This window comes from Candidatus Neomarinimicrobiota bacterium (assembly GCA_018647265.1).
Taxonomy (GTDB): Bacteria; Fidelibacterota; Marinisomatia; order Marinisomatales; family TCS55; genus TCS55.
Map to the genome: position 1 here is coordinate 1 of JABGTK010000074.1, position 18,683 is coordinate 18,683.

31 protein-coding genes are annotated in these 18,683 nt (G+C 40.3%); 27 read left to right on the plus strand and 4 right to left on the minus strand.

What is annotated here, in order from left to right:
• Window positions 1-41: 41 nt before the first annotated feature.
• Genes rpmC through HN459_04565 form a run of 22 tightly spaced genes read left to right on the plus strand, consistent with a single transcriptional unit; the run spans window position 42 to window position 10,869 of the window.
• The gene (rpmC, locus tag HN459_04460; protein ID MBT3478697.1) at window positions 42-257 is read left to right on the plus strand and encodes a 50S ribosomal protein L29; all 216 of its coding nucleotides are present in this window, start codon (window positions 42-44) and stop codon (window positions 255-257) included.
• 26 nt (window positions 258-283) lie between these two features.
• Window positions 284-523: a 30S ribosomal protein S17 gene (rpsQ, locus tag HN459_04465; protein ID MBT3478698.1), complete on the plus strand. Its 240-nt coding sequence runs from the start codon at window positions 284-286 to the stop codon at window positions 521-523.
• 5 nt (window positions 524-528) lie between these two features.
• A complete protein-coding gene (rplN, locus tag HN459_04470) occupies window positions 529-897 on the plus strand; it encodes a 50S ribosomal protein L14 (GenBank protein ID MBT3478699.1) in 369 nt (122 codons plus the stop codon).
• Window positions 897-1,205 (plus strand): 50S ribosomal protein L24, encoded by a 309-nt coding sequence (gene rplX, locus HN459_04475; protein MBT3478700.1) that lies wholly within the window; start codon window positions 897-899, stop codon window positions 1,203-1,205. Before rplN ends, rplX begins: the two co-directional genes overlap by 1 nt.
• 2 nt (window positions 1,206-1,207) lie before the next feature.
• A complete protein-coding gene (gene rplE, locus HN459_04480) occupies window positions 1,208-1,810 on the plus strand; it encodes a 50S ribosomal protein L5 (GenBank protein MBT3478701.1) in 603 nt (200 codons plus the stop codon).
• Window positions 1,810-1,995, plus strand: coding sequence for a type Z 30S ribosomal protein S14 (locus HN459_04485; protein ID MBT3478702.1), 186 nt, complete (start codon window positions 1,810-1,812; stop codon window positions 1,993-1,995). The genes rplE and HN459_04485 overlap by 1 nt, the downstream gene beginning before the upstream one ends.
• A 12-nt stretch (window positions 1,996-2,007) precedes the next feature.
• On the plus strand, window positions 2,008-2,406 hold the full coding sequence (gene rpsH, locus HN459_04490) for a 30S ribosomal protein S8 (GenBank protein MBT3478703.1): 399 nt from the start codon (window positions 2,008-2,010) through the stop codon (window positions 2,404-2,406).
• Between the two features lie 6 nt (window positions 2,407-2,412).
• Window positions 2,413-2,955, plus strand: coding sequence for a 50S ribosomal protein L6 (gene rplF / locus HN459_04495; protein ID MBT3478704.1), 543 nt, complete (start codon window positions 2,413-2,415; stop codon window positions 2,953-2,955).
• Window positions 2,955-3,326 (plus strand): 50S ribosomal protein L18, encoded by a 372-nt coding sequence (locus HN459_04500; protein ID MBT3478705.1) that lies wholly within the window; start codon window positions 2,955-2,957, stop codon window positions 3,324-3,326. The genes rplF and HN459_04500 overlap by 1 nt, the downstream gene beginning before the upstream one ends.
• Before the next feature lie 16 nt (window positions 3,327-3,342).
• Window positions 3,343-3,840 (plus strand): 30S ribosomal protein S5, encoded by a 498-nt coding sequence (rpsE, locus tag HN459_04505; protein ID MBT3478706.1) that lies wholly within the window; start codon window positions 3,343-3,345, stop codon window positions 3,838-3,840.
• A gap of 2 nt (window positions 3,841-3,842) precedes the next feature.
• Complete coding sequence (gene rpmD / locus HN459_04510) at window positions 3,843-4,031, plus strand: 50S ribosomal protein L30 (protein MBT3478707.1); 189 nt, start codon at window positions 3,843-3,845, stop codon at window positions 4,029-4,031.
• The gene (gene rplO, locus HN459_04515; protein MBT3478708.1) at window positions 4,031-4,468 is read left to right on the plus strand and encodes a 50S ribosomal protein L15; all 438 of its coding nucleotides are present in this window, start codon (window positions 4,031-4,033) and stop codon (window positions 4,466-4,468) included. The genes rpmD and rplO overlap by 1 nt, the downstream gene beginning before the upstream one ends.
• Window positions 4,468-5,796 (plus strand): preprotein translocase subunit SecY, encoded by a 1,329-nt coding sequence (gene secY / locus HN459_04520; GenBank protein ID MBT3478709.1) that lies wholly within the window; start codon window positions 4,468-4,470, stop codon window positions 5,794-5,796. Before rplO ends, secY begins: the two co-directional genes overlap by 1 nt.
• Window positions 5,796-6,557 carry a type I methionyl aminopeptidase gene (map, locus tag HN459_04525; GenBank protein MBT3478710.1) on the plus strand — a complete coding sequence of 254 codons (762 nt, stop codon included), beginning with the start codon at window positions 5,796-5,798 and terminating at the stop codon, window positions 6,555-6,557. The genes secY and map overlap by 1 nt, the downstream gene beginning before the upstream one ends.
• Complete coding sequence (gene infA, locus HN459_04530; protein ID MBT3478711.1) at window positions 6,550-6,777, plus strand: translation initiation factor IF-1; 228 nt, start codon at window positions 6,550-6,552, stop codon at window positions 6,775-6,777. The genes map and infA overlap by 8 nt, the downstream gene beginning before the upstream one ends.
• A gap of 6 nt (window positions 6,778-6,783) precedes the next feature.
• A complete protein-coding gene (rpmJ, locus tag HN459_04535; protein MBT3478712.1) occupies window positions 6,784-6,897 on the plus strand; it encodes a 50S ribosomal protein L36 in 114 nt (37 codons plus the stop codon).
• 9 nt (window positions 6,898-6,906) lie between these two features.
• Entirely contained in the window at window positions 6,907-7,281 is a 375-nt protein-coding gene (gene rpsM / locus HN459_04540; protein MBT3478713.1) for a 30S ribosomal protein S13, read from the plus strand.
• Window positions 7,282-7,289: 8 nt separating this feature from the next.
• The gene (gene rpsK / locus HN459_04545) at window positions 7,290-7,685 is read left to right on the plus strand and encodes a 30S ribosomal protein S11 (protein MBT3478714.1); all 396 of its coding nucleotides are present in this window, start codon (window positions 7,290-7,292) and stop codon (window positions 7,683-7,685) included.
• A 12-nt stretch (window positions 7,686-7,697) separates the two neighbouring features.
• Window positions 7,698-8,315 (plus strand): 30S ribosomal protein S4, encoded by a 618-nt coding sequence (gene rpsD / locus HN459_04550; GenBank protein MBT3478715.1) that lies wholly within the window; start codon window positions 7,698-7,700, stop codon window positions 8,313-8,315.
• A gap of 20 nt (window positions 8,316-8,335) precedes the next feature.
• Window positions 8,336-9,307: a DNA-directed RNA polymerase subunit alpha gene (locus HN459_04555; protein MBT3478716.1), complete on the plus strand. Its 972-nt coding sequence runs from the start codon at window positions 8,336-8,338 to the stop codon at window positions 9,305-9,307.
• A 7-nt stretch (window positions 9,308-9,314) separates the two neighbouring features.
• A complete protein-coding gene (rplQ, locus tag HN459_04560; protein MBT3478717.1) occupies window positions 9,315-9,707 on the plus strand; it encodes a 50S ribosomal protein L17 in 393 nt (130 codons plus the stop codon).
• Window positions 9,708-9,717: 10 nt separating this feature from the next.
• Window positions 9,718-10,869 (plus strand): family 10 glycosylhydrolase, encoded by a 1,152-nt coding sequence (locus tag HN459_04565; protein ID MBT3478718.1) that lies wholly within the window; start codon window positions 9,718-9,720, stop codon window positions 10,867-10,869.
• Between the two features lie 5 nt (window positions 10,870-10,874).
• Here the strand turns inward: HN459_04565 and HN459_04570 are convergent, their stop codons facing one another.
• A complete protein-coding gene (locus HN459_04570) occupies window positions 10,875-11,297 on the minus strand; it encodes an SRPBCC domain-containing protein (protein MBT3478719.1) in 423 nt (140 codons plus the stop codon).
• Between the two features lie 51 nt (window positions 11,298-11,348).
• Between HN459_04570 and hutU the strand changes: the two genes are divergently transcribed.
• From hutU to HN459_04595, 5 genes are all read left to right on the plus strand, one after another.
• A complete protein-coding gene (hutU, locus tag HN459_04575) occupies window positions 11,349-13,001 on the plus strand; it encodes a urocanate hydratase (GenBank protein ID MBT3478720.1) in 1,653 nt (550 codons plus the stop codon).
• Between the two features lie 153 nt (window positions 13,002-13,154).
• The gene (locus tag HN459_04580; GenBank protein ID MBT3478721.1) at window positions 13,155-13,760 is read left to right on the plus strand and encodes a hypothetical protein; all 606 of its coding nucleotides are present in this window, start codon (window positions 13,155-13,157) and stop codon (window positions 13,758-13,760) included.
• 212 nt (window positions 13,761-13,972) lie between these two features.
• Window positions 13,973-15,199 (plus strand): imidazolonepropionase, encoded by a 1,227-nt coding sequence (locus HN459_04585; protein MBT3478722.1) that lies wholly within the window; start codon window positions 13,973-13,975, stop codon window positions 15,197-15,199.
• A 59-nt stretch (window positions 15,200-15,258) separates the two neighbouring features.
• Window positions 15,259-15,720 carry a hypothetical protein gene (locus HN459_04590; GenBank protein ID MBT3478723.1) on the plus strand — a complete coding sequence of 154 codons (462 nt, stop codon included), beginning with the start codon at window positions 15,259-15,261 and terminating at the stop codon, window positions 15,718-15,720.
• A gap of 11 nt (window positions 15,721-15,731) precedes the next feature.
• Entirely contained in the window at window positions 15,732-15,968 is a 237-nt protein-coding gene (locus HN459_04595; GenBank protein ID MBT3478724.1) for a DUF350 domain-containing protein, read from the plus strand.
• A gap of 99 nt (window positions 15,969-16,067) precedes the next feature.
• Here the strand turns inward: HN459_04595 and HN459_04600 are convergent, their stop codons facing one another.
• The 3 genes from HN459_04600 to HN459_04610 all read right to left on the minus strand — a co-directional run.
• Window positions 16,068-16,520: a GAF domain-containing protein gene (locus HN459_04600; protein ID MBT3478725.1), complete on the minus strand. Its 453-nt coding sequence runs from the start codon at window positions 16,518-16,520 to the stop codon at window positions 16,068-16,070.
• Window positions 16,513-17,976, minus strand: coding sequence for a DUF92 domain-containing protein (locus tag HN459_04605; GenBank protein MBT3478726.1), 1,464 nt, complete (start codon window positions 17,974-17,976; stop codon window positions 16,513-16,515). Before HN459_04605 ends, HN459_04600 begins: the two co-directional genes overlap by 8 nt.
• Window positions 17,977-18,046: 70 nt before the next feature.
• Window positions 18,047-18,683 (minus strand): insulinase family protein (locus tag HN459_04610; GenBank protein MBT3478727.1); only part of this gene is annotated, 637 nt, incomplete at its 5' end.

Consider the following 18,683-nt stretch of genomic DNA (forward strand, 5'->3'; position numbering starts at 1 on the left):
CTTCCGATTAAAACAAAAATTGTAGGTCGCAGAGAAGTCTGATGAAAAGACAAGAATTAAACGATTTATCGCTGGCAGATATTGAAACTAAATTACATGACAATCTTGAAGATTTGCAGAATTTACATTTTCAAAAAGCTTTGCAGCAGTTAGAAAATCCAATTCGGATAAAACATTTGAAAAAAGAAATCGCCCAGTTAAAAACGGTTAAAAATGAATTTGACCTTGGACTGCGTGGCGGAAAGGATGAGAAATAATCGTGGCTGAAAGAAAAAGACAGACCATGGTTGGGGAAGTAGTCAGTGATAAAATGGAAAAGACTGTCGTTGTCCAGGTTACACGGAAAATTCCACATCCAGTATATAAAAAATACGTAAAGAGATTTAAGAAATTCAATGCACATGTTGAATCAATATCACCTAAAATGGGCGATGTTGTGAAAATCAGTGCCATGCGCCCGATGAGTAAAACTAAGCGGTGGCGTGTGAGTGAAATTATTCGTGAATCCGTAAAAATTGGATAATTGAAGTGATTCAACAAGAAACTAGACTTAAAGTAGCCGATAACTCAGGCGCCCGAGAAGTGTTATGCTTCAAAGTTTTGGGTGGCAGTCGTCGTCGCTATGCTACCGTTGGCGATATGATTGTTGTTACGGTTAAACAGGCCATCCCAGGTGGCATTGTTAAAAAGGGACAAGTTACTCGCGCCGTTGTTGTGCGGACAACCAAAGAAGTACGGCGAGCTGATGGATCTTACATCCGTTTTGACGATAACGCGGCCGTGCTATTGACTTCTGCCGGCGAACCGCGTGGTACCCGTGTTTTAGGTCCGGTTGCACGTGAATTGCGTGATAGCGGTTATATGAAAATAGTGTCAATGGCACCGGAGGTACTTTAATGAAAATTAAAAAAGGTATGACTGTCCGGGTTATTAGGGGAAATCATCGCGGTGAAGAAGGTAAAATTCTCCATGTTTTTCCGAAAAAAAATAGAATTATAGTAGAAGGCGTTAATTTTATTAAGCGTCACACACGTCCCTCTCAGGATAATCCTCAGGGTGGAATTGTTGAAAGAGAAGCAGCAATGCACGTTTCAAATGTTATGTTGGTCCAAGGTGGTAAAACAACGCGCATCGGTTATAAAAAATTAGATGATGGTACTAAAGTGCGTATCGCCAAAAGAACCGGCGAAGAGATTGGTTCATAAAAATGACTGATAAGAAAAAAACACAATATACACCGGCGCTAAAGCAGAAATATAGGGATAATGTTGTGGCTGGTATGATGGAGCGTTTCAATTATACCAATATAATGGAAGTTCCCCGTATCTCCCATATTTCTATAAATATGGGTATTGGTGATGCGAAGGACCATCCCAAGAAATTGGAAAGTGCCATTCAGGAATTAACTTTAATTTCGTGCCAAAAGCCTGTTGTGACAAAAGCACGAAAAGATATTTCTAATTTTAAAATTAGAAAAGGATTTCCCGTTGGATGCAAAGTAACAATTCGCGGAAATCGTATGTATGAATTTTTGGAAAGGCTAATTAGTATAGCTCTTCCACGAACCCGTGATTTTAGAGGATTGTCATTTAAATCCTTTGATGGTAGCGGAAATTATACTTTCGGTGTGAAAGAACAGATCATTTTTACAGAGATTAATTATGATAAAATAGATAGTATCCGTGGTATGGATATTTCATTTACAACAACAGCGAAAACCAACGATGAAGCGTATTGGCTGTTGAAATTGACCGGTCTTCCTTTGCGGGATAAGCCGGTGAAACAAGAAGAGGTTATTGAGGCTGCTTAATGGCTAGAAAATCACTCATTGTAAAGGCAAAAAGAAAACCAAAGTTTAGTTCTCGTGGATATAACCGCTGTTTTAATTGCGGTCGTCCTGATGGGTTTTTGAGAAAATTTGGTCTTTGTCGTATTTGTTTTAGAGAAATGGCGCTTAAGGGAGAAATCCCTGGAGTGACCAAGGCAAGCTGGTAGGAGGAATAGATTATGGCTATGACTGATCCAATTGCTGATATGCTTACTCGCATTCGGAATGGAATGGCGGTGGATAAACGATTTGTTGATATCCCCGCATCCAATCTAAAAAAGCGTATTGCTTTCGTATTGAAAGAAGAAAAGTATATCGAAGACTTTATGTTTGTTGAGAATGGTGTAAAATCTTTTGTCCGTGTTTTTCTGAAATATGATTATCGTGGAAAAGCAGTAATCACAGGTATTGAACGGGTGAGTAAACCGGGACTCCGTGTTTATGTTGGGCAAGGAGAAATTCCACGCGTTTTAGATGGACTGGGTATTTCAATTTTGTCTACATCGAAAGGTGTCGTATCAAATAAAGCTGCTAAACGCATGGGCATCGGTGGCGAAATATTATGCAAGGTCTGGTAAAGATTTATGTCAAGAATTGGTAGAAAAGTTATCGAAGTCCCCGAAAGTGTCACCATTAGTTTGAGTGGCAAAATAGTTGGGATAAAAGGTCCGAAAGGATCTTTGAATGTACCCGTCCATGCTGAAATGTTGTTGAAACAGGAAAATGATTCGATTGTAGTTGATCGTCCTTCTGATTCCCGTTCTCATCGTTCGCTTCATGGTACGACGCGTCAATTGATTGCAAATGGCATTCAGGGCGTTTCGGAAGGATTCTCAAAAGAATTAGAAATTAGAGGCGTGGGTTATCAAGCCAATATGCAGGGAAAATTCCTTGTGATGCAGCTTGGTTATTCTCACGATATTTATTTTGAACCACCGGGAGAAATTGATATCAAAACCAACCGAACTGAAATAACTGTTTCTGGAATTAACAAACAGTTAGTCGGTGAAGTTTCGGCAAAGATTCGTTCATTCCGTAAACCTGAACCTTACAAAGGTAAAGGGATTCGTTATAAAAACGAATTTGTGCGTTCAAAACAAGGTAAAACCGTTGGTAGTGGTGCTTAATGAAAAAAATATCAGCAACAGAAATACGTAACCAGCGTAGGCGGAATCGCAGTAAAGGCAAAAATGTCGGACATCCCGACAGACCGCGACTGGTTGTATATCGTTCTAACAAACATATTCGCGCCCAAATCATTGATGATTTGAGCGGATCAACATTAGCAGCAGCTTCATCCCTGGATAAAAATATGTCCGCAGATGTAGCTAAAGCTGAATCAAAAACTGACGTCAGTGTTTTAGTGGGCACTGCAGTAGCAGAACGCGCCATTGAAAATAAAGTCAGTAAAGTTGTATTTGATAGAAATGGACATCCTTACCAAGGCCGCGTAAAAGCAGTAGCTGACGCTGCGCGTAAAGCTGGCCTGGAATTCTAAAGAATAGAAAAAATATATGATTAATCCTGCAGAACTGGACCTTAAAGAAGAAGCTGTTGTACGTGTAACGCGTGTTGCAAAGGTAACTTCAAGGGGAAAAAATTTCAGCTTTGGCGCCTTGGTCGTCGTTGGTGATGGTAATGGACATGTTGGCATTGGGCAAGGAAAAGCCGGTGAAGTCATGACCGCCATCAATAAGGCGAAAGAAAATGCAAAACAAAGCATGGTTAAGGTTGCTATAGTAAATGGTACAATACCTCACAAAATTATATCCCGTTATGGTGCAAGCAAAGTGATGCTGAAACCAGCTGCTCCCGGTACCGGTATTATAGCTGGTGCTGCTGTTCGCGCTGTAATGGAACAGGTGGGTGTAAACAATATTTTAACAAAGCGATTTGGATCAAACAATCCAATGAATGTTACCAAGGCTACTATCCAAGCATTGATGGATTTGCAAGATGCAGTTAGTGTGGCCAACAAACGTGGTATAACAATCAAGGAAGTGTTTAGTTAATAATGGCCAAAGCAAAAACTATAAAAATTACTCAGATTAAAAGTCCTATCGGGTATAAGCAAAAAGCAAAAGCCACTTTAAAGGCCTTAGGTTTGCGTAAAATACATCAAACTATAGAGCAGGTAGATTCTCCAGTGCTTCGTGGTATGATTAGCCGTGTGGATTATTTAGTGAAGGTTGAGGAAAGCTGATGAAACTTGGTGAATTAAGACCAACAGATGGTGCAACTCATAGCAAAAAACGCGTGGGTCGCGGTCATGGGTCAGGGCTAGGAAGAAATGCCGGTCGGGGTGATAATGGTTATCATTCCCGTTCAGGTTCAAAACGTCGCGCATGGTTCGAGGGTGGTCAGATGCCATTGCATCGCCGTGTCCCAAAGCGTGGTTTCTCAAACTATTTATTCAAAAAAGAATTTCAATTGGTGAATGTATCTGATCTTGAAAGTTTAGATGTGGATACAGTTGATGCTACAGTTTTAAAGGCTAATGGTCTGGTTCGTTATGCTATGCGTCCCATTAAAATTTTGGGTGACGGTGAATTAACAAAAAAATTAAATGTATCTGCTGATGCTTTTAGTGCTTCTGCCAAAGAAAAAATTGAAAAAGTTGGTGGATCGGTAACCGAATAGTGATTGATAAATTCAAAAATATTTTTGTAATTCCTGAACTTCGGAGAAGGATCCTCTTTACTCTAGGAGTTCTCGTTGTCGTACGTTTAGGGGCACATATTCCAATTCCCGGTATTGATGGCGAAGTATTGGCCCTTGCATTCCAGGGATTGCAAAATACTCTATTTGGATTGTACAATATGTTTGCTGGTGGTGCATTTGAAAAGGCCACCTTGTTTGCACTGGGAATTATGCCATACATCTCAGCATCGATTATAATTCAGCTTATGAGTACTGTTGTACCTTATTTCCAGCGTCTCCAAAAAGAAGGAGAAGCCGGACGAAAAAAGATTACACAAGTAACCCGTTATATTACGGTATTAATTGGTGCTATGCAGGCTTACGGAATTGTAGCTGTATTACTGCCATCCATGTCTTCCGGGGGACAGTCGGTAGTTATTAACCCAGGTTTTGGTTTTATTTTCACTGGAATGGTCAGTTTAATTACCGGTGTTATTTTACTTATGTGGTTAGGTGAACGGATAACAGAACGTGGTATCGGAAATGGTATCTCTTTGATTATTATGGTTGGTATCGTTTCACGGATTCCGAATGTGATCGTGAGTGAAATTACATTGATTAGTGAAGGTGTTCGTGGCCTTTTAAGTGAAGTAATTCTTGTTGGAATTATGTTTGCCATAATTGCATTTGTAGTTCTCTTGACTCAGGGGACACGAAAAATTCCAGTTTCTTATGCCAAGCGTGTTGTGGGACGTAAAGTTTATGGTGGCCAGTCCACCCATATTCCATTAAAGGTTAATACGGCTGGTGTTATGCCAATTATTTTTGCACAATCAATTATGTTCATTCCCAGCACTGTTGCTACATTTTTTGGTGATAATGAATTTATGCAGGGTGTACTGCGTTGGTTTTCATTTGATCATCCGGTATATTGGATTGTGTTTGGCATCATGATTGTATTTTTTACCTATTTTTATACAGCTATAGCTTTTGATCCGAACCAAGTGTCTCAGCAGATGAAACAGCATGGTGGATTTATTCCCGGAATTCGTCCAGGTAAAAAGACAGCAGAATATATTGACAATATTTTATCAAGGGTAACGTTACCCGGCTCCTTTGCCTTGGCATTGGTAGCTATTTTTCCTTACATACTCATGCAAGCCATGGATGTAAGTTATGATCTTGCTTCATTCTTTGGTGGAACTAGTCTATTGATTATTGTGGGTGTTGCCTTAGATACATTACAGCAAATTGAATCTCATCTTATGAGTCGTCATTATGATGGTTTCTTAAGCAAAGGTAAAATTCGCGGTCGGAGACGGATGTAATGGTTCGTATTCGAACACAACGCGAGATTGACCTGGTTAACATAAGTTGCCAGATTGTCGCGGATACATTGGAAATGCTAAGTGAATATATTGTGCCAGACGCAAGCATTCTTGAATTGGATGAGATGGCAGAAGAATTTATTCGTTCCCGAGGAGCTCGTCCGGCTTTTAAGGGATATATGGGATTCCCGGCTACTTTATGTGTATCTGTAGACGATGAAGTGGTTCATGGCATACCGACAGATCGCGTTCTTGAAGAAGGTCAAATTGTTGGTGTTGACTGTGGTGCTGAAAAAGACGGTTACTTTGGCGATCACGCTCGGACATTTGCAGTGGGAACTATTTCTGAAGAAAAACAACAATTAATGGATATTACGCGCGAATCTCTTTTGAGAGGAATTGCGGAAGCAAAACCGGGGAATTATGTATCCGATATTGGTTATGCTATCCAATCTTTTGTAGAACAGTATGGCTATTCAGTTGTCCGAGAATTAGTTGGACATGGTATAGGAACGAAACTTCATGAAGAGCCTCAAGTGCCGAATTATGGTGAGCCTAAACAGGGATATAGACTTCGTGAAGGAATGTGTATAGCAATTGAGCCTATGATTAATATGGGTGTAAAAGAAATTAAAACAGATGCTGATGGTTGGACTATCCGTACGCTTGATGGTGAAGCATCTGCTCATTTTGAACATACAATTGCAATTACAGCAAATGGGCCTGTAATTCTCAGTGAAGGGGAAAAAGTACTTGGCTAAAGAACAAGCCATCCAGGTAGAAGGAATTATTAAAGAAACACTGCCTAATGCAATGTTTAGAGTTGAGGTTGAAATTGGTGATTCAACCCATGAAGTCCTCGCTCATGTTAGTGGAAAAATGCGTATGCATTTTATAAAAATTTTACCGGGTGATGTAGTGAAATTAGAGATTTCACCATATGATTTATCCCGGGGACGTATTACTTACCGAAATAAGTAGGGAGTTATGAAAGTAAGATCTTCAGTTAAGAAAATTTGTGCCAAATGCAAAGTCATTCGCCGCAAGGGTGTGGTGAGGGTCATTTGCGAAAATCCAAAACACAAACAGAGACAAGGTTAGGAGAAAGAAATGGCACGTATATCAGGTATTGATATTCCTCGCGAAAAGAAAGTTCCTTTTTCGCTGTGTTACATCCATGGTATTGGGTTAACCCTGGCGAATAAGATTTGCGATCACGCAAAGATAAATAAAGATACTCGGGTTAGAGATTTATCCGAAGATGAGGTTTCATCTGTTCGTGATGCAATCTCAGCTCTAGAGATCAAAGTGGAAGGTGAGCAGCGGACTCAAGTTTCCATGAATATAAAGCGTAAAAGAGATATTGGTTGTTATCAGGGGTTACGTCACCGTCGCGGTTTACCCGTTAACGGGCAACGAACTAAAACAAATTCCAGAACCCGTAAAGGGAAACGCCGTACAATCGGTCTTGGATCAAAAGAATAGGTATTGAATTGGCTAAACCAAACAAAGATATTAAAAAGAAAAAGAAAAAAAGGTCGGTCGAGGCAGCAGGCATTGCTCACATTAAGGCCACCTTTAATAACACTCATATTACATTGACTGATAAATTTGGAAATGTGGTTGCATGGTCTACAGCCGGCACCAGCGGATTTAAAGGGTCAAGAAAAAGTACATCTTTTGCCGCAACATTAGCTGCAGAAAAAGTAGGTAATGAAGCTGTTGCCCTGGGCATGCAAACTGTAGAAGTGAAAGTAAAAGGTCCAGGTTCCGGTCGGGAATCAGCCATCAGAGCATTGGCTATTGCTGGTTTAGTTGTCACCTCTATACGTGACGTTACACCTTTACCACATAATGGATGTCGTCCTCCTAAAAGACGACGCGTTTAAAAAGAGAATTTTATGGCAAAATCAACTATTCCAAAAGGCAAACTAGTTCGAAAATTCGGTGAAAACATTTTTGGTAATCCGAAATATGATAGTCTGCTAAATAAAAAACCATATTCACCGGGACAGCATGGTCAAACCCGCCGCCGTCGTTTATCCAACTATGGCGTTCAGTTACGGGAAAAACAAAAGATCAAAGCAATGTATGGCGTATTGGAACGTCAATTCCGGAATTATTTCCACAAAGCAGAAACAATGACAGGCGAAACAGGTACAAATTTGCTTCAATTACTTGAATGCAGATTAGATAATGTGGTATATCGTCTCGGTTTGGCATCTACCCGTGCCCAGGCACGTCAATTGGTAAGTCACGCTCATTTTATGTTGAACAACAGGAAATGTAATTATCCTTCTGCTTCAATTAAACCCGGCGATGTAATTCAAGTCCGCGATCGGTCCAGGAAGATGGAGAAGATTATGGAATCCATGAAAAGAATTAAAGGTGATATTGAATTACCCTGGTTAGAACTAGATAAATCAAAGATGTCCGGTACATTTTTGGCAGTGCCAGAACGGGATGAAATGGCACTTACTGTCAACGAACAATTGGTAGTAGAACTTTACTCCAAGTAAATAAAAAGCTAAGGAATTTTATGGCTAAAGAATACGATTTAAAAATCAAAACTGACGATAAGTCACTCTCAGAAACTTATGGTAAATTCATCATTCAACCACTCGAAAGAGGCTATGGCGTAACGGTTGGAAATGCACTTCGTCGTGTATTAATGACAAGTTTGCCCGGTGCCGCAATCACCAATGTAAAAGTTGATGGCGTTCTGCACGAATTCTCAACGATAGAGGGTGTTAAAGATGATATGGCTGACATCATTCAAAACTTGAAAGGTGTTCGTTTTAAATTATCTGAATCCAATGTGGATAATGTCAAAATTGCCCTTAAAGGAAAACGTACATTTACTGCTACAGACATTCAGGATGCTACGGACCAGTTTGAAGTGTTAAACTTGGATCATTATATTACTGAATTAAATGCCAAAGGATCTATTGAATTAGAATTGCGGATTGGTGTTGGTAAAGGATATGTTCCCTCTGAAGAAAATGAACTGCCAAATGCACCGATTGGTACACTGGCAATCGATAGTATTTTTAATCCTGTAACCAAGGTAACTTATAATATTCAACCTGTTCCGGGTGCGAAAGACCCCATTGAAATACTGAGTATTGAAGTTGAAACTGACGGTTCGGTGACACCACAGGATGCAATAAGTTATTCTGCTACTGTATTGAGGGATCACCTGCGTTTGGTTGAAGCAATCGCCAAACCGGAAGTTCTAGAAGTAACAGAACAAATTAGTGAAGAAGTGATTACCATACGTAATTTGCTGAACTTAACCATTGATGAAATGGAACTTTCTGTACGGAGTCATAACTGTCTTGTTGCAGCTGGTATCAAATACATCTATGAATTGGTCAGTAAAGAAGAAGCTGAAATGCTAAAGTATAAAAACTTTGGTCGAAAATCTCTCACTGAATTGGTTGAAAAGCTGGACGAAATGGGAATCAGCTTCGGCATGGATGTAGATAAATATTTAAAACTGGAAGTTTAATCGAATAATGAGACACCGGAAGAAAGGTCGTAAACTTGGCGTTAATGTTTCCCATCGGAAGGCAATGCTGAAGAATTTAGCGGCCAACTTAATTGAACATAAACGAATTAAAACCACCGATTCGCGAGCCAAGGAATTGCGCACTTTTATTGAACCTTTGATCACAAAGGCCAAAAAAGGCGATTTGAATTCCATTCGCCAAATTGCGAAGAAACTAAATCGTAAAGAAGTGGTCCATGCATTGGTTCATGAAATTGCACCAGTTTTTGCAGAACGAAATGGCGGATATACGCGTATCATTAAACTGGGATTTCGGGATAATGACCGTGCTTCTGTTTCATTGATCGAATTGGTCGATTTTGATGGTGCTACTGCAGCACAGGTGGCTGAAGCTTCCTAATAGTAATTCGTTGAAAAAACAATCCAGAAAAATCCAACTAAGGGCAGCGGTTTCCGTTGCCCTTCTTTTTTCCCTGAACTGGGCAGCAAATCCATCCCGTGGTGAATTTAAAGATCGCTATCTTTGGGTGGTTCGAAATACAATGACCAATCCTGAGAGCATCGATAAAATGCTCCAATTCGCCACACTCAATCGATTTAACCAAATTTTGGTCCAAGTACGGGGCAGGGGTGATGCTTATTATGTCTCTGACCTTGTTCCCAAATCTCACCTCATAAAAGATACAGATTTCGATCCGTTAGCTTATCTAATCCCAAAGGCGAAGGCACAAGGTATCCAAGTGCATGCTTGGGTGAATGCTTATTTATTATGGTCATCGCGAGTCAAGCCTTTGCAGGATGATCACATACTTTATTCCCATCCGGAATGGATCGATCAAAATAAGAGAGAAGAGCTGAACCTTAAAAAGGAAATGCAGAAATTTAATGGCGGTAAGAATGGAAATGAGGGTTTTTACCTTTCGCCAAATCATCCTAAAGTAAATTCTTATTTATTATCGGTATTTCGAGACTTGATTGAAAATTATGAATTGGACGGCCTTCATTTAGATTATATCCGCTATCACGATTCAGACTTCGGCCAAAATCCCGGTGCCATTGCTTATTATAGGAAACATAACGATTTGAGTGCAGACCCTTCCAAAATGACCGGCACATCGGTATGGAGTGATTACAAAAGAAAAGCGGTGACAGATCTTGTTCGGGAAACAAAAAATTTAATTGAAACTGTTCGACCTAATATGGAATTGACGGCGGCGGTAAAGCCCAACCTTTATCAAGCGAGAGAACGCTTTTATCAGGAATGGGATGTATGGCTGGCAGCGGGGTATTTAGACAAAGCTGTGGTCATGAATTATACCAAAGATTTAAAAGATTTTGCTGCCAATATTGATATTATGTACGATAATCTTCCGTCAAAATATAGAAAAAAGATTGTTATGGGGATTGCCACATACAATCAACCGGCGAGGCATGTTGTGGATAAGGTAAAGTACACGCGTGTGACACGGTTTAATGGCATATCATTTTTCTCTTATAATGTAATGGTTCAGAATCCACGATACTTTCGATCGATTAAGAAAATCCTTTACCCGCGAGGATAGATATATCATCGTTCTTCAAAGGGAATAATTATTCCCTCTTCCACATACTCTTTCAATAGCCTCAAATACTTCGCCCAGCAATAGGAAGAAACACGAAAATGGTCGTTGGTTTCTCTCCAGCCAGTATGCTCAAAGCATAGCTCAGTGGCGTCATTATTTTCGGTCAAAAAAAAGCGGACTTTTGTCCCGGTCCAATCTCCATCGGCAAGGGTAATTTCTAATACAAATTTAGCATTTTCTTCATTTTCTAATGCTATAGCGCGCCAGTCATATTCATCACTGAAATATAATTTATATTCGGCACCCAATTCGGGATGGCCGGCCGATGATTTTGTCCACCATGCATTGAGTCCTTTCGGAAAAGCCACAGCGCGGTACACATTTTCAATAGAAGATTCTATTGTAAGGTTATGGAGTATGTCAGGCATTGATTAAATTTCGGACATAATTTTTGCATAATAAAAGGATTTAATTGCATGTTGAAACGGACCATTATTGCTCCCCGTGGAACAGAACTCTCCTGTAAAAACTGGCAGATTGAAGCGCCATATCGTATGATTCAGAACAATCTTGATCCCGATGTGGCTGAAAACCCCGATGAATTGGTTGTCTATGGCGGTAAAGGAAAAGCTGCACGAAATTGGGAATGTTATGATTCTATTTTGGCAACGCTAAAACGAATGGATGAAGATGAAACTTTATTGGTTCAATCGGGGAAGCCGGTAGGTGTATTGAAAACGCATACATGGTCCCCACGAGTACTCATCGCCAATTCAAACCTTGTACCCAACTGGGCCACATGGGATCATTTTAACGAATTGGATAAACTGGGACTCATGATGTACGGTCAAATGACCGCCGGTTCGTGGATATATATCGGCACCCAAGGGATATTGCAAGGCACTTACGAAACATTCGCCGCTGCAGCAAAACAGCATTATAATTCTGATCTCACCGGAAAATTGGTAGTTACTGCTGGACTTGGTGGTATGGGCGGCGCTCAGCCTCTATCCGTTACCATGAATAATGGTGTTACCATTTGCATCGAAATTGACCCATTTAGGATTCAGCGCCGGTTAGAGACAAAATATCTTAATGTAGCAACCGATTCCCTTGATGATGCCTTATCAATGGCCCGTGATGCACAGAATAAGGGTGAACCTCTATCTATTGGCCTGCAGGGGAATGCCGCCGATATTGTGCCCCAAATGGCTAAATTGGGGATTGTACCAGATATGGTCACCGATCAAACTTCTGCCCACGATGAGTTAGATGGTTATGTGCCCAATGGAATGACCTACGAAGCGGCCCTAGCATTACGCAAATCTGATCCTGATGAGTATATTAAAGAGAGTTTCCGCGCCATGGCAGAACATTGCCAGGGGATGTTGGATTTGAAAGCGCAAGGTGCCATTGCATTTGATTATGGTAACAATCTTCGCGGACAAGCAAAAAAAGCGGGTGTCGAAAATGCATTCGATTTTCCCGGTTTTGTACCGGCTTATATCCGTGATCTTTTTTGTGAGGGGAAAGGACCCTTCAGATGGGTGGCTTTGTCCGGCGATCCGGAAGATATTTATAAGACAGATGAAAAACTTTTGGACATGTTTCCCGAAGATGAGACACTATCCCGTTGGATTAAATTGGCCCGGGAACAAGTGCAATTCCAAGGATTACCATCACGAATTTGCTGGTTAGGATATACCCAAAGAGCCAAGTTTGGTGTGGCGTTAAATCAGATGGTGGCTAGCGGGGAGCTTTCCGCGCCAGTAGTAATTGGCCGTGATCATTTGGATTGTGGCTCCGTGGCGTCACCTTATCGTGAAACAGAAGCAATGAAAGATGGTTCAGATGCTGTTGCAGACTGGCCTTTACTCAATGCATTAACTAGCGCTGCTAGTGGATCAACTTGGGTTTCCATTCATCATGGTGGAGGTGTAGGTATGGGGTTGGCCATTCATGCGGGTCAGGTGATTTGTGCCGATGGTACTCCAGAAATGGAAAAGCGGTTGGAAGCAGTTTTAACCAACGACCCGGGAATGGGAATTTTACGTCACGCCGACGCGGGATACGAAGATGCGATTCAGAATGCGAAAGATTGGGATGTGGATATTCCTATGATTGAAGGATGAATTTATCATATTCATAAATAAATCACTCATGCAGGACGTGCCGTCCTGCGAATACAACGATGAATAATAGACAGGACACTGAGTCCATTATCTGTTCATGACGACACGTCCTGAACGAGGTAAAATAGTTTAGAGTTGGGATGATATTTATATATGAAGCGTAACTGGGTAAAAGATAGCCCAAATCCCTATTTTTTAACACATACTGTGTTAGATTGGACTCATGTTTTTATTAATACAACTTTAAACAGTGTTATCTTAGATGCATTTAATCACTATCGATTTGGTTACGGAGTTCAATTCTATGGGTATGTGATTATGCCGAATCATATTCATTATATCGCCCAGTTCAATCAAGAGAAATATGGGTTAAGTGACTTTGCAAGGGATTTTAAAAGTACGGTGACAAAAAAAATATTTGATTTAATTAAACTAAATTCAAAAGAATCTAGTTTTCCAGTTTTTAAACTTTTTAGTAAAAATGGGTTGAAAATAAAATCGTCAGGAGAATTGATAGATTTCTTATTAGAATCCGGAAGAAATGCAGACCAAGATATCAAACTTTGGAGAGATGATGAGACACCAATTATTTTGGAAACGGAAGAAATGGGAACCCAACGGTTGAATTATCTACATGAGAATCCTGTGAAAAAAGGTTGGGTCGAGAAACCTGAAGATTATACTTATTCCAGTGCATCCTTTTATCTAAATGGAAAAACATTTCCATTTAGAGTTAACAATTTATTCGAAGAAGAATGAACTCATTTTTAATAACTCCACATCTTCATTTGTTCAGGACGACACGTCCTAAACGAGGAAGTATGTTTAGAGTTTAAATTTGAAGAAACATCTCTCAATCACTCATGCAGGACGTGCCGTCCTGCGAATACAACGATGAATAATAGACAGGACACTCAATCCATTATCTGTTCAGGACGACACGTCCTGAAGGAGTCTCGTTGAAATTATTAATGAAAAATCATCAATCAACAATCCAAAATTCAAAATCGACAATTCTTACAAACGTCGGTTGTTTGGTTACAGCTAATTCAGACGGTGTTCAAACTTTCGAGAATACATCAATCCTGATTGAAAATGGACGAATTGCAGCAATTGGTGAAGGCAATGCTGACCATATAATCGATTGTGGTGGAAAAATGGTTACGGCGGGATTTGTTGATTCACATACCCATCCAGTATTCTATAATAAACGTGACGAAGAATATGCCATGCGACTGGCGGGTTCATCCTACGAAGAAATTGCCGAAAAGGGCGGTGGAATTATATCCAGTGTGGAAGGTGTAAGAAATGCATCTAAAGAAGAATTAAAAGAAAAAGTAGCATCCCGAATGGATCGTTTCATTTCAATGGGAACCACAACAGTCGAAGCGAAGTCTGGTTATGGTCTGGATGCTGAGTCCGAATTAAAATCTCTCCATGTGATAGATTCCGTTAATCAATCTCATTCCATTGAAATGATACCCACTTTTATGGGTGGTCATTCCTTTCCAAAAGAATTTGTCAATAATCGTGATTCTTATATTGATCTTCTGTGTGATGAAATGATTCCTGCTGTTGCGGCCCAGGGTATCGCCCTATTTAATGATGTATTTTGTGAAAAGGGCTATTTTACGGTTGAACAATCAAAACGGATTTTAGAAGTGGGTAAGAAACATGGTTTAAAACCACGCCTCCATGCGGATGAATTTGTCGATTCCGGCGCAGCTGAATTGGCGGGTGAAGTGGGCGCATTTTCAGCTGATCACCTCATGGCAGTGAGCGAAGATGGAATCCGTACTTTATCACAGAATGATGTGGTGGCGACGCTTCTACCAGGAACGACCTTTTTCCTTGGCAAATCATCTTACGCACCGGCGCGAAAACTAATTAACGCGGGAATTACGGTAGCATTAGCCACAGACTTCAACCCCGGGAGTTGTCATATTCAATCCATGCCCTTCATTATGTCCTTGGCATGCATGCATTTGGACATGACGGTGGAAGAAGCTTTGCAGTCGGCTACCTATAGCGGAGCCAAAGCATTGGGATTGGACAATGAAATTGGTTCCATCGAAGTGGGAAAAAGAGCCGATCTTATCCTTTGGGAGATAGATTCACTTTTGGATATTCCTTATTACGTTTCAAACCATCCAATTGGGCGTGTATTAAAGAATGGAAAAGTTGTATTTGGCGCTTGACTCGGGGACAAGTCTTCCTGTAAAATAGCGTCTGTTTAATGATAATATATGGTAATTAAATGACCTTAAGAAAAATTCTCACATTGGCCACCATTTTTGTAATGAGCACACAGTTCGTTTTTGCGAATTATGCTTTTTATAAGAAAGTGACTAATACTTGTAAATATTACCGCGTAACTGTTGATGAAAAGAAAATGTCTCTCACCAAGAATGCCAATGGTTCTTACCATTTCAGTATAGAGATGGAAAGCCTTCGGAATAATTTCGAAATGGTGATGCTCGTGGGATTTATTTCCGTCGGGCAGGCTATGAATCATCAAGCATCGTTCGCGAAGAAAAAATCCGGATATACGGCTATTCTGCCTGAAAATACAGAAGTAACAGTATCAATCCCCGTATCTCGGCAAAGTACAATTATCACGGCGAAGGCCACGGCTGAACAAATACGTCAATTAACAGACGGTAAAATTGATTCAGCTAGGTTTATGCGCTTGATAAAAGATTCAATTCAAACACTGTAAAAGGAGGAAGAATGTTAGATCCTACCAGTTGGGGTGGCATGTTTGCACAGTATGGTCGTTCTTTACTATGGGCGATTACTGCGGCTATCGGTTTCGGTTTAGGCGTTGGAATTTCGCTGAAAGTTTTCGATTGGCTATCAACAGACATTGACGAATGGGAAGAAATTAAAAAAGGAAATATGGGTGTTGCCCTAATTTTCGTTGCTCTCATCGTTATGGTTGGTTTAATCGTTTATAAAGTAATTTAAACGTAACCGACAACACTCTTGAAACCCCGCATTTTGCGGGGTTTTTTGTTTTTATGATAAACTCAACTATTCACCTACGAATCGTTGCGCTTTAATTGATTATATAAGTTTAACTAGTTCTTCTAGAGAGTCTTGGTCGGTGGTATCAAATTGACCAATACGGTCTCCATCAATATCCAAAACTGCCGTTAATTTCCCATCTTTAATAATGGGAACTACGATTTCAGAAACAGTTTGATCATCGCAGGATATATATCCTGGAAAGGTTGACACATCATCAATAATGACAGTTTTTCTCTCAGAAGCCGCTTCTCCGCAAACTCCCTGTCCAAAAGTGATATGGCTACAGGCTAACACATTTCCTTGATAAGGACCAATCTCAAGTAAGTCTTGTTTTACAACACGATAAAAGCCACAGAATATCCATTCACTAAATTCAGATTTAAGGATCGATGACAACGTAGCCATTTTACCAATGTCCTCCATGGAGTAGCCTTCGAGGGCGGCGCGTGTTGCGCTTAATACATTTTGATAGCGTGAGGTCTTATCCATAATTCATCCAGATAAAATAGGCAACACTTGCACCCACAACCGTATTGATGAAATTCACCATATCATTACCAATCCACCGAGAGCCGAATATCAATTCTGTTTTTTGATCACAATGGTAGCGATCCTCAGTTTGTTCACCGCATGAGGGACATTTAAATTGAGCTTGAATAAATCGTCCGAGAATTGAATCGGTTAACGATCCAGTTAATCCTGCGATGGTTAATGGTAATAACAAGTCATTCATCATTAGTATTTCTTCTCCGAGGAAACCGATGATAAATGCACCGAGCGCTGAGCCTAAGATTCCCATTACAGTCACCCCACCGGATACACCTCTTTCTACAATCTTTTTTGAAAGAACGAGTCGCGGTTTTGAACGGGAATAAAATCCGATTTCCGTGGCCCATGTATCCGCTGTGGCAGCACCAATAGCGCCGAGGTATAAAACTATAGCAGGAGGGAAATTCCAGAAAAAATAGATAATGGCAAAGATGGCGCCTACACCGCCATTTGCTAATATTTGTAAAATATTTCGATTTGCATATTGTTTATGGTGCAAATGAGACAGGATAGAAGATGAAGCAAAGAAAAATACTAGCGGTGTAATCCATGGCCATCCGCCAGCGCCAAAGACCAAAATACCGATGAGATAACCACTAATTGCACCACTGGATGAAACTGCTTTTCGATTCCATGCCAGTGCAAAAATTGCCAACGAAATGGTTGTCCAAAGCAAAAGTTGAGGCAATGTACCGTGGGTGTAATTAATCAGAAAAATCTCGTAGGTTAAAAAAGTGACCAGTGGGACGGATAAATTATCGGAACCTCGAAAACTGATTGACTCCGCGAGAGTAGCAGAAAAAGCGGTGAATATACTGAGTCCAATAAGGACAGGGAATGGAATAAAGAAAGTTGCCTCATAGGCCCGCGCTAACAAATCAGTTCCCAGCATAATAATGAGGAAGGTTGAGCCAAACATGGCCAATGATCCTCGGCGGGATTTTTGGTCGCGCCATGGTAAATAAATTGTTCGTCCTTTGGCTCCGGTTACTGCTGCAATGGGATCGGCAATGGCCAAAACTGAAATGGCAAGGATAAAGGAAATTGGTTTATCCCACCAGAAATATGATAGTAGCAAAATAGCGAATGGGAAATAAACGGTACCATAACTTTTTCGTAATGTTGCGTGCATACTTGCGAATCTATCCGATCGAAGTAATGTCCAGTTAACTATAATAAATAATGAAGATAGAGAAATCAGTTGAATATTAGATTTAAATAAAAATGGACAAATTGAAACTATAAGTCCAACAAAAATATGGACAAATTTTCGCGTGGACTCAGGTGGCCATCCTTGCTTATTTCGGACAAATTCGGCCAAACCTAAAACAATAAAGATTGCAATGAAAATGAGAAGGAAGAGTGTCCAGTCGTTCAATGAATCGAATAGGGTCATGGTTGAAGTTATAAAAAACCCCCCGAAAATAACGGAGGGTTTTTTATAATGATTATGATAGGTAAATCACTTATTGGACTGGATCACCATTGGCATCCAATAAGATTGGATTACCAAACCCGAGAGATTTCATTCCTTCAAGTTGTGTTGCGGCGTCACCAACAACCAAGTAGATCATTTCGTTTGGACGGATCAGTGTCTTCGCCAATGTATTATGGCTTTCAACTGTCATGCTTCGAACAGATTCTTCTTGATCTTTGATATAATCAAAGGGGAAACCATAAGTAGCTATGTTGTCTATCATTCCTCGAAGGGCACCCAACGTTTCAAAACGACGGGCGTTAGATTTCAAAAGAACATTCTTGGTGAAATCTAAATCTTCATCAGAAATGGGCTCATGGTAAGCCGTCATTAGATCTTTAAAAATATTGACTGATTCTTCGGTTGTATTTGAACGAACTCCCGAAGAAGCTGTGAATTTTCCAGGTAATTTTGAACCACTAAAACCCGTGCGTGCTCCGTAGGTAAATCCTTTTTCTTCTCGAAGAACCAAATTCACATCACCACTAAAATTGCCACCCAGTTTCATATTCATAACTGTGGCAGGGAAAAAATCAGGATCAGTGCGAGCTAAGCCAAGGTAGCCAATGCGGATTTCTGACTGTTTGGCATTGGGTACATCGACAAAGTACACGGTTGCATTTTTA

Excerpts from the sequence above, each read along its gene's own strand:
- rpmC (MBT3478697.1), top strand. The coding sequence starts at position 42 with ATGAAAAGACAAGAATTAAACGATTTATCGCTGGCAGATATTGAAACT.
- rpsQ (MBT3478698.1), top strand. The coding sequence starts at position 284 with ATGGTTGGGGAAGTAGTCAGTGATAAAATGGAAAAGACTGTCGTTGTC.
- rplX (MBT3478700.1), top strand. The coding sequence starts at position 897 with ATGAAAATTAAAAAAGGTATGACTGTCCGGGTTATTAGGGGAAATCAT.
- rplE (MBT3478701.1), top strand. The coding sequence starts at position 1,208 with ATGACTGATAAGAAAAAAACACAATATACACCGGCGCTAAAGCAGAAA.
- HN459_04485 (MBT3478702.1), top strand. The coding sequence starts at position 1,810 with ATGGCTAGAAAATCACTCATTGTAAAGGCAAAAAGAAAACCAAAGTTT.
- rpsH (MBT3478703.1), top strand. The coding sequence starts at position 2,008 with ATGGCTATGACTGATCCAATTGCTGATATGCTTACTCGCATTCGGAAT.
- rplF (MBT3478704.1), top strand. The coding sequence starts at position 2,413 with ATGTCAAGAATTGGTAGAAAAGTTATCGAAGTCCCCGAAAGTGTCACC.
- HN459_04500 (MBT3478705.1), top strand. The coding sequence starts at position 2,955 with ATGAAAAAAATATCAGCAACAGAAATACGTAACCAGCGTAGGCGGAAT.
- rpsE (MBT3478706.1), top strand. The coding sequence starts at position 3,343 with ATGATTAATCCTGCAGAACTGGACCTTAAAGAAGAAGCTGTTGTACGT.
- rpmD (MBT3478707.1), top strand. The coding sequence starts at position 3,843 with ATGGCCAAAGCAAAAACTATAAAAATTACTCAGATTAAAAGTCCTATC.
- rplO (MBT3478708.1), top strand. The coding sequence starts at position 4,031 with ATGAAACTTGGTGAATTAAGACCAACAGATGGTGCAACTCATAGCAAA.
- map (MBT3478710.1), top strand. The coding sequence starts at position 5,796 with ATGGTTCGTATTCGAACACAACGCGAGATTGACCTGGTTAACATAAGT.
- rpmJ (MBT3478712.1), top strand. The coding sequence starts at position 6,784 with ATGAAAGTAAGATCTTCAGTTAAGAAAATTTGTGCCAAATGCAAAGTC.
- rpsM (MBT3478713.1), top strand. The coding sequence starts at position 6,907 with ATGGCACGTATATCAGGTATTGATATTCCTCGCGAAAAGAAAGTTCCT.
- rpsD (MBT3478715.1), top strand. The coding sequence starts at position 7,698 with ATGGCAAAATCAACTATTCCAAAAGGCAAACTAGTTCGAAAATTCGGT.
- HN459_04555 (MBT3478716.1), top strand. The coding sequence starts at position 8,336 with ATGGCTAAAGAATACGATTTAAAAATCAAAACTGACGATAAGTCACTC.
- rplQ (MBT3478717.1), top strand. The coding sequence starts at position 9,315 with ATGAGACACCGGAAGAAAGGTCGTAAACTTGGCGTTAATGTTTCCCAT.
- HN459_04570 (MBT3478719.1), bottom strand. The coding sequence starts at position 11,297 with ATGCCTGACATACTCCATAACCTTACAATAGAATCTTCTATTGAAAAT.
- HN459_04580 (MBT3478721.1), top strand. The coding sequence starts at position 13,155 with ATGAAGCGTAACTGGGTAAAAGATAGCCCAAATCCCTATTTTTTAACA.
- HN459_04585 (MBT3478722.1), top strand. The coding sequence starts at position 13,973 with ATGAAAAATCATCAATCAACAATCCAAAATTCAAAATCGACAATTCTT.
- HN459_04590 (MBT3478723.1), top strand. The coding sequence starts at position 15,259 with ATGACCTTAAGAAAAATTCTCACATTGGCCACCATTTTTGTAATGAGC.
- HN459_04595 (MBT3478724.1), top strand. The coding sequence starts at position 15,732 with ATGTTAGATCCTACCAGTTGGGGTGGCATGTTTGCACAGTATGGTCGT.
- HN459_04600 (MBT3478725.1), bottom strand. The coding sequence starts at position 16,520 with ATGGATAAGACCTCACGCTATCAAAATGTATTAAGCGCAACACGCGCC.
- HN459_04605 (MBT3478726.1), bottom strand. The coding sequence starts at position 17,976 with ATGACCCTATTCGATTCATTGAACGACTGGACACTCTTCCTTCTCATT.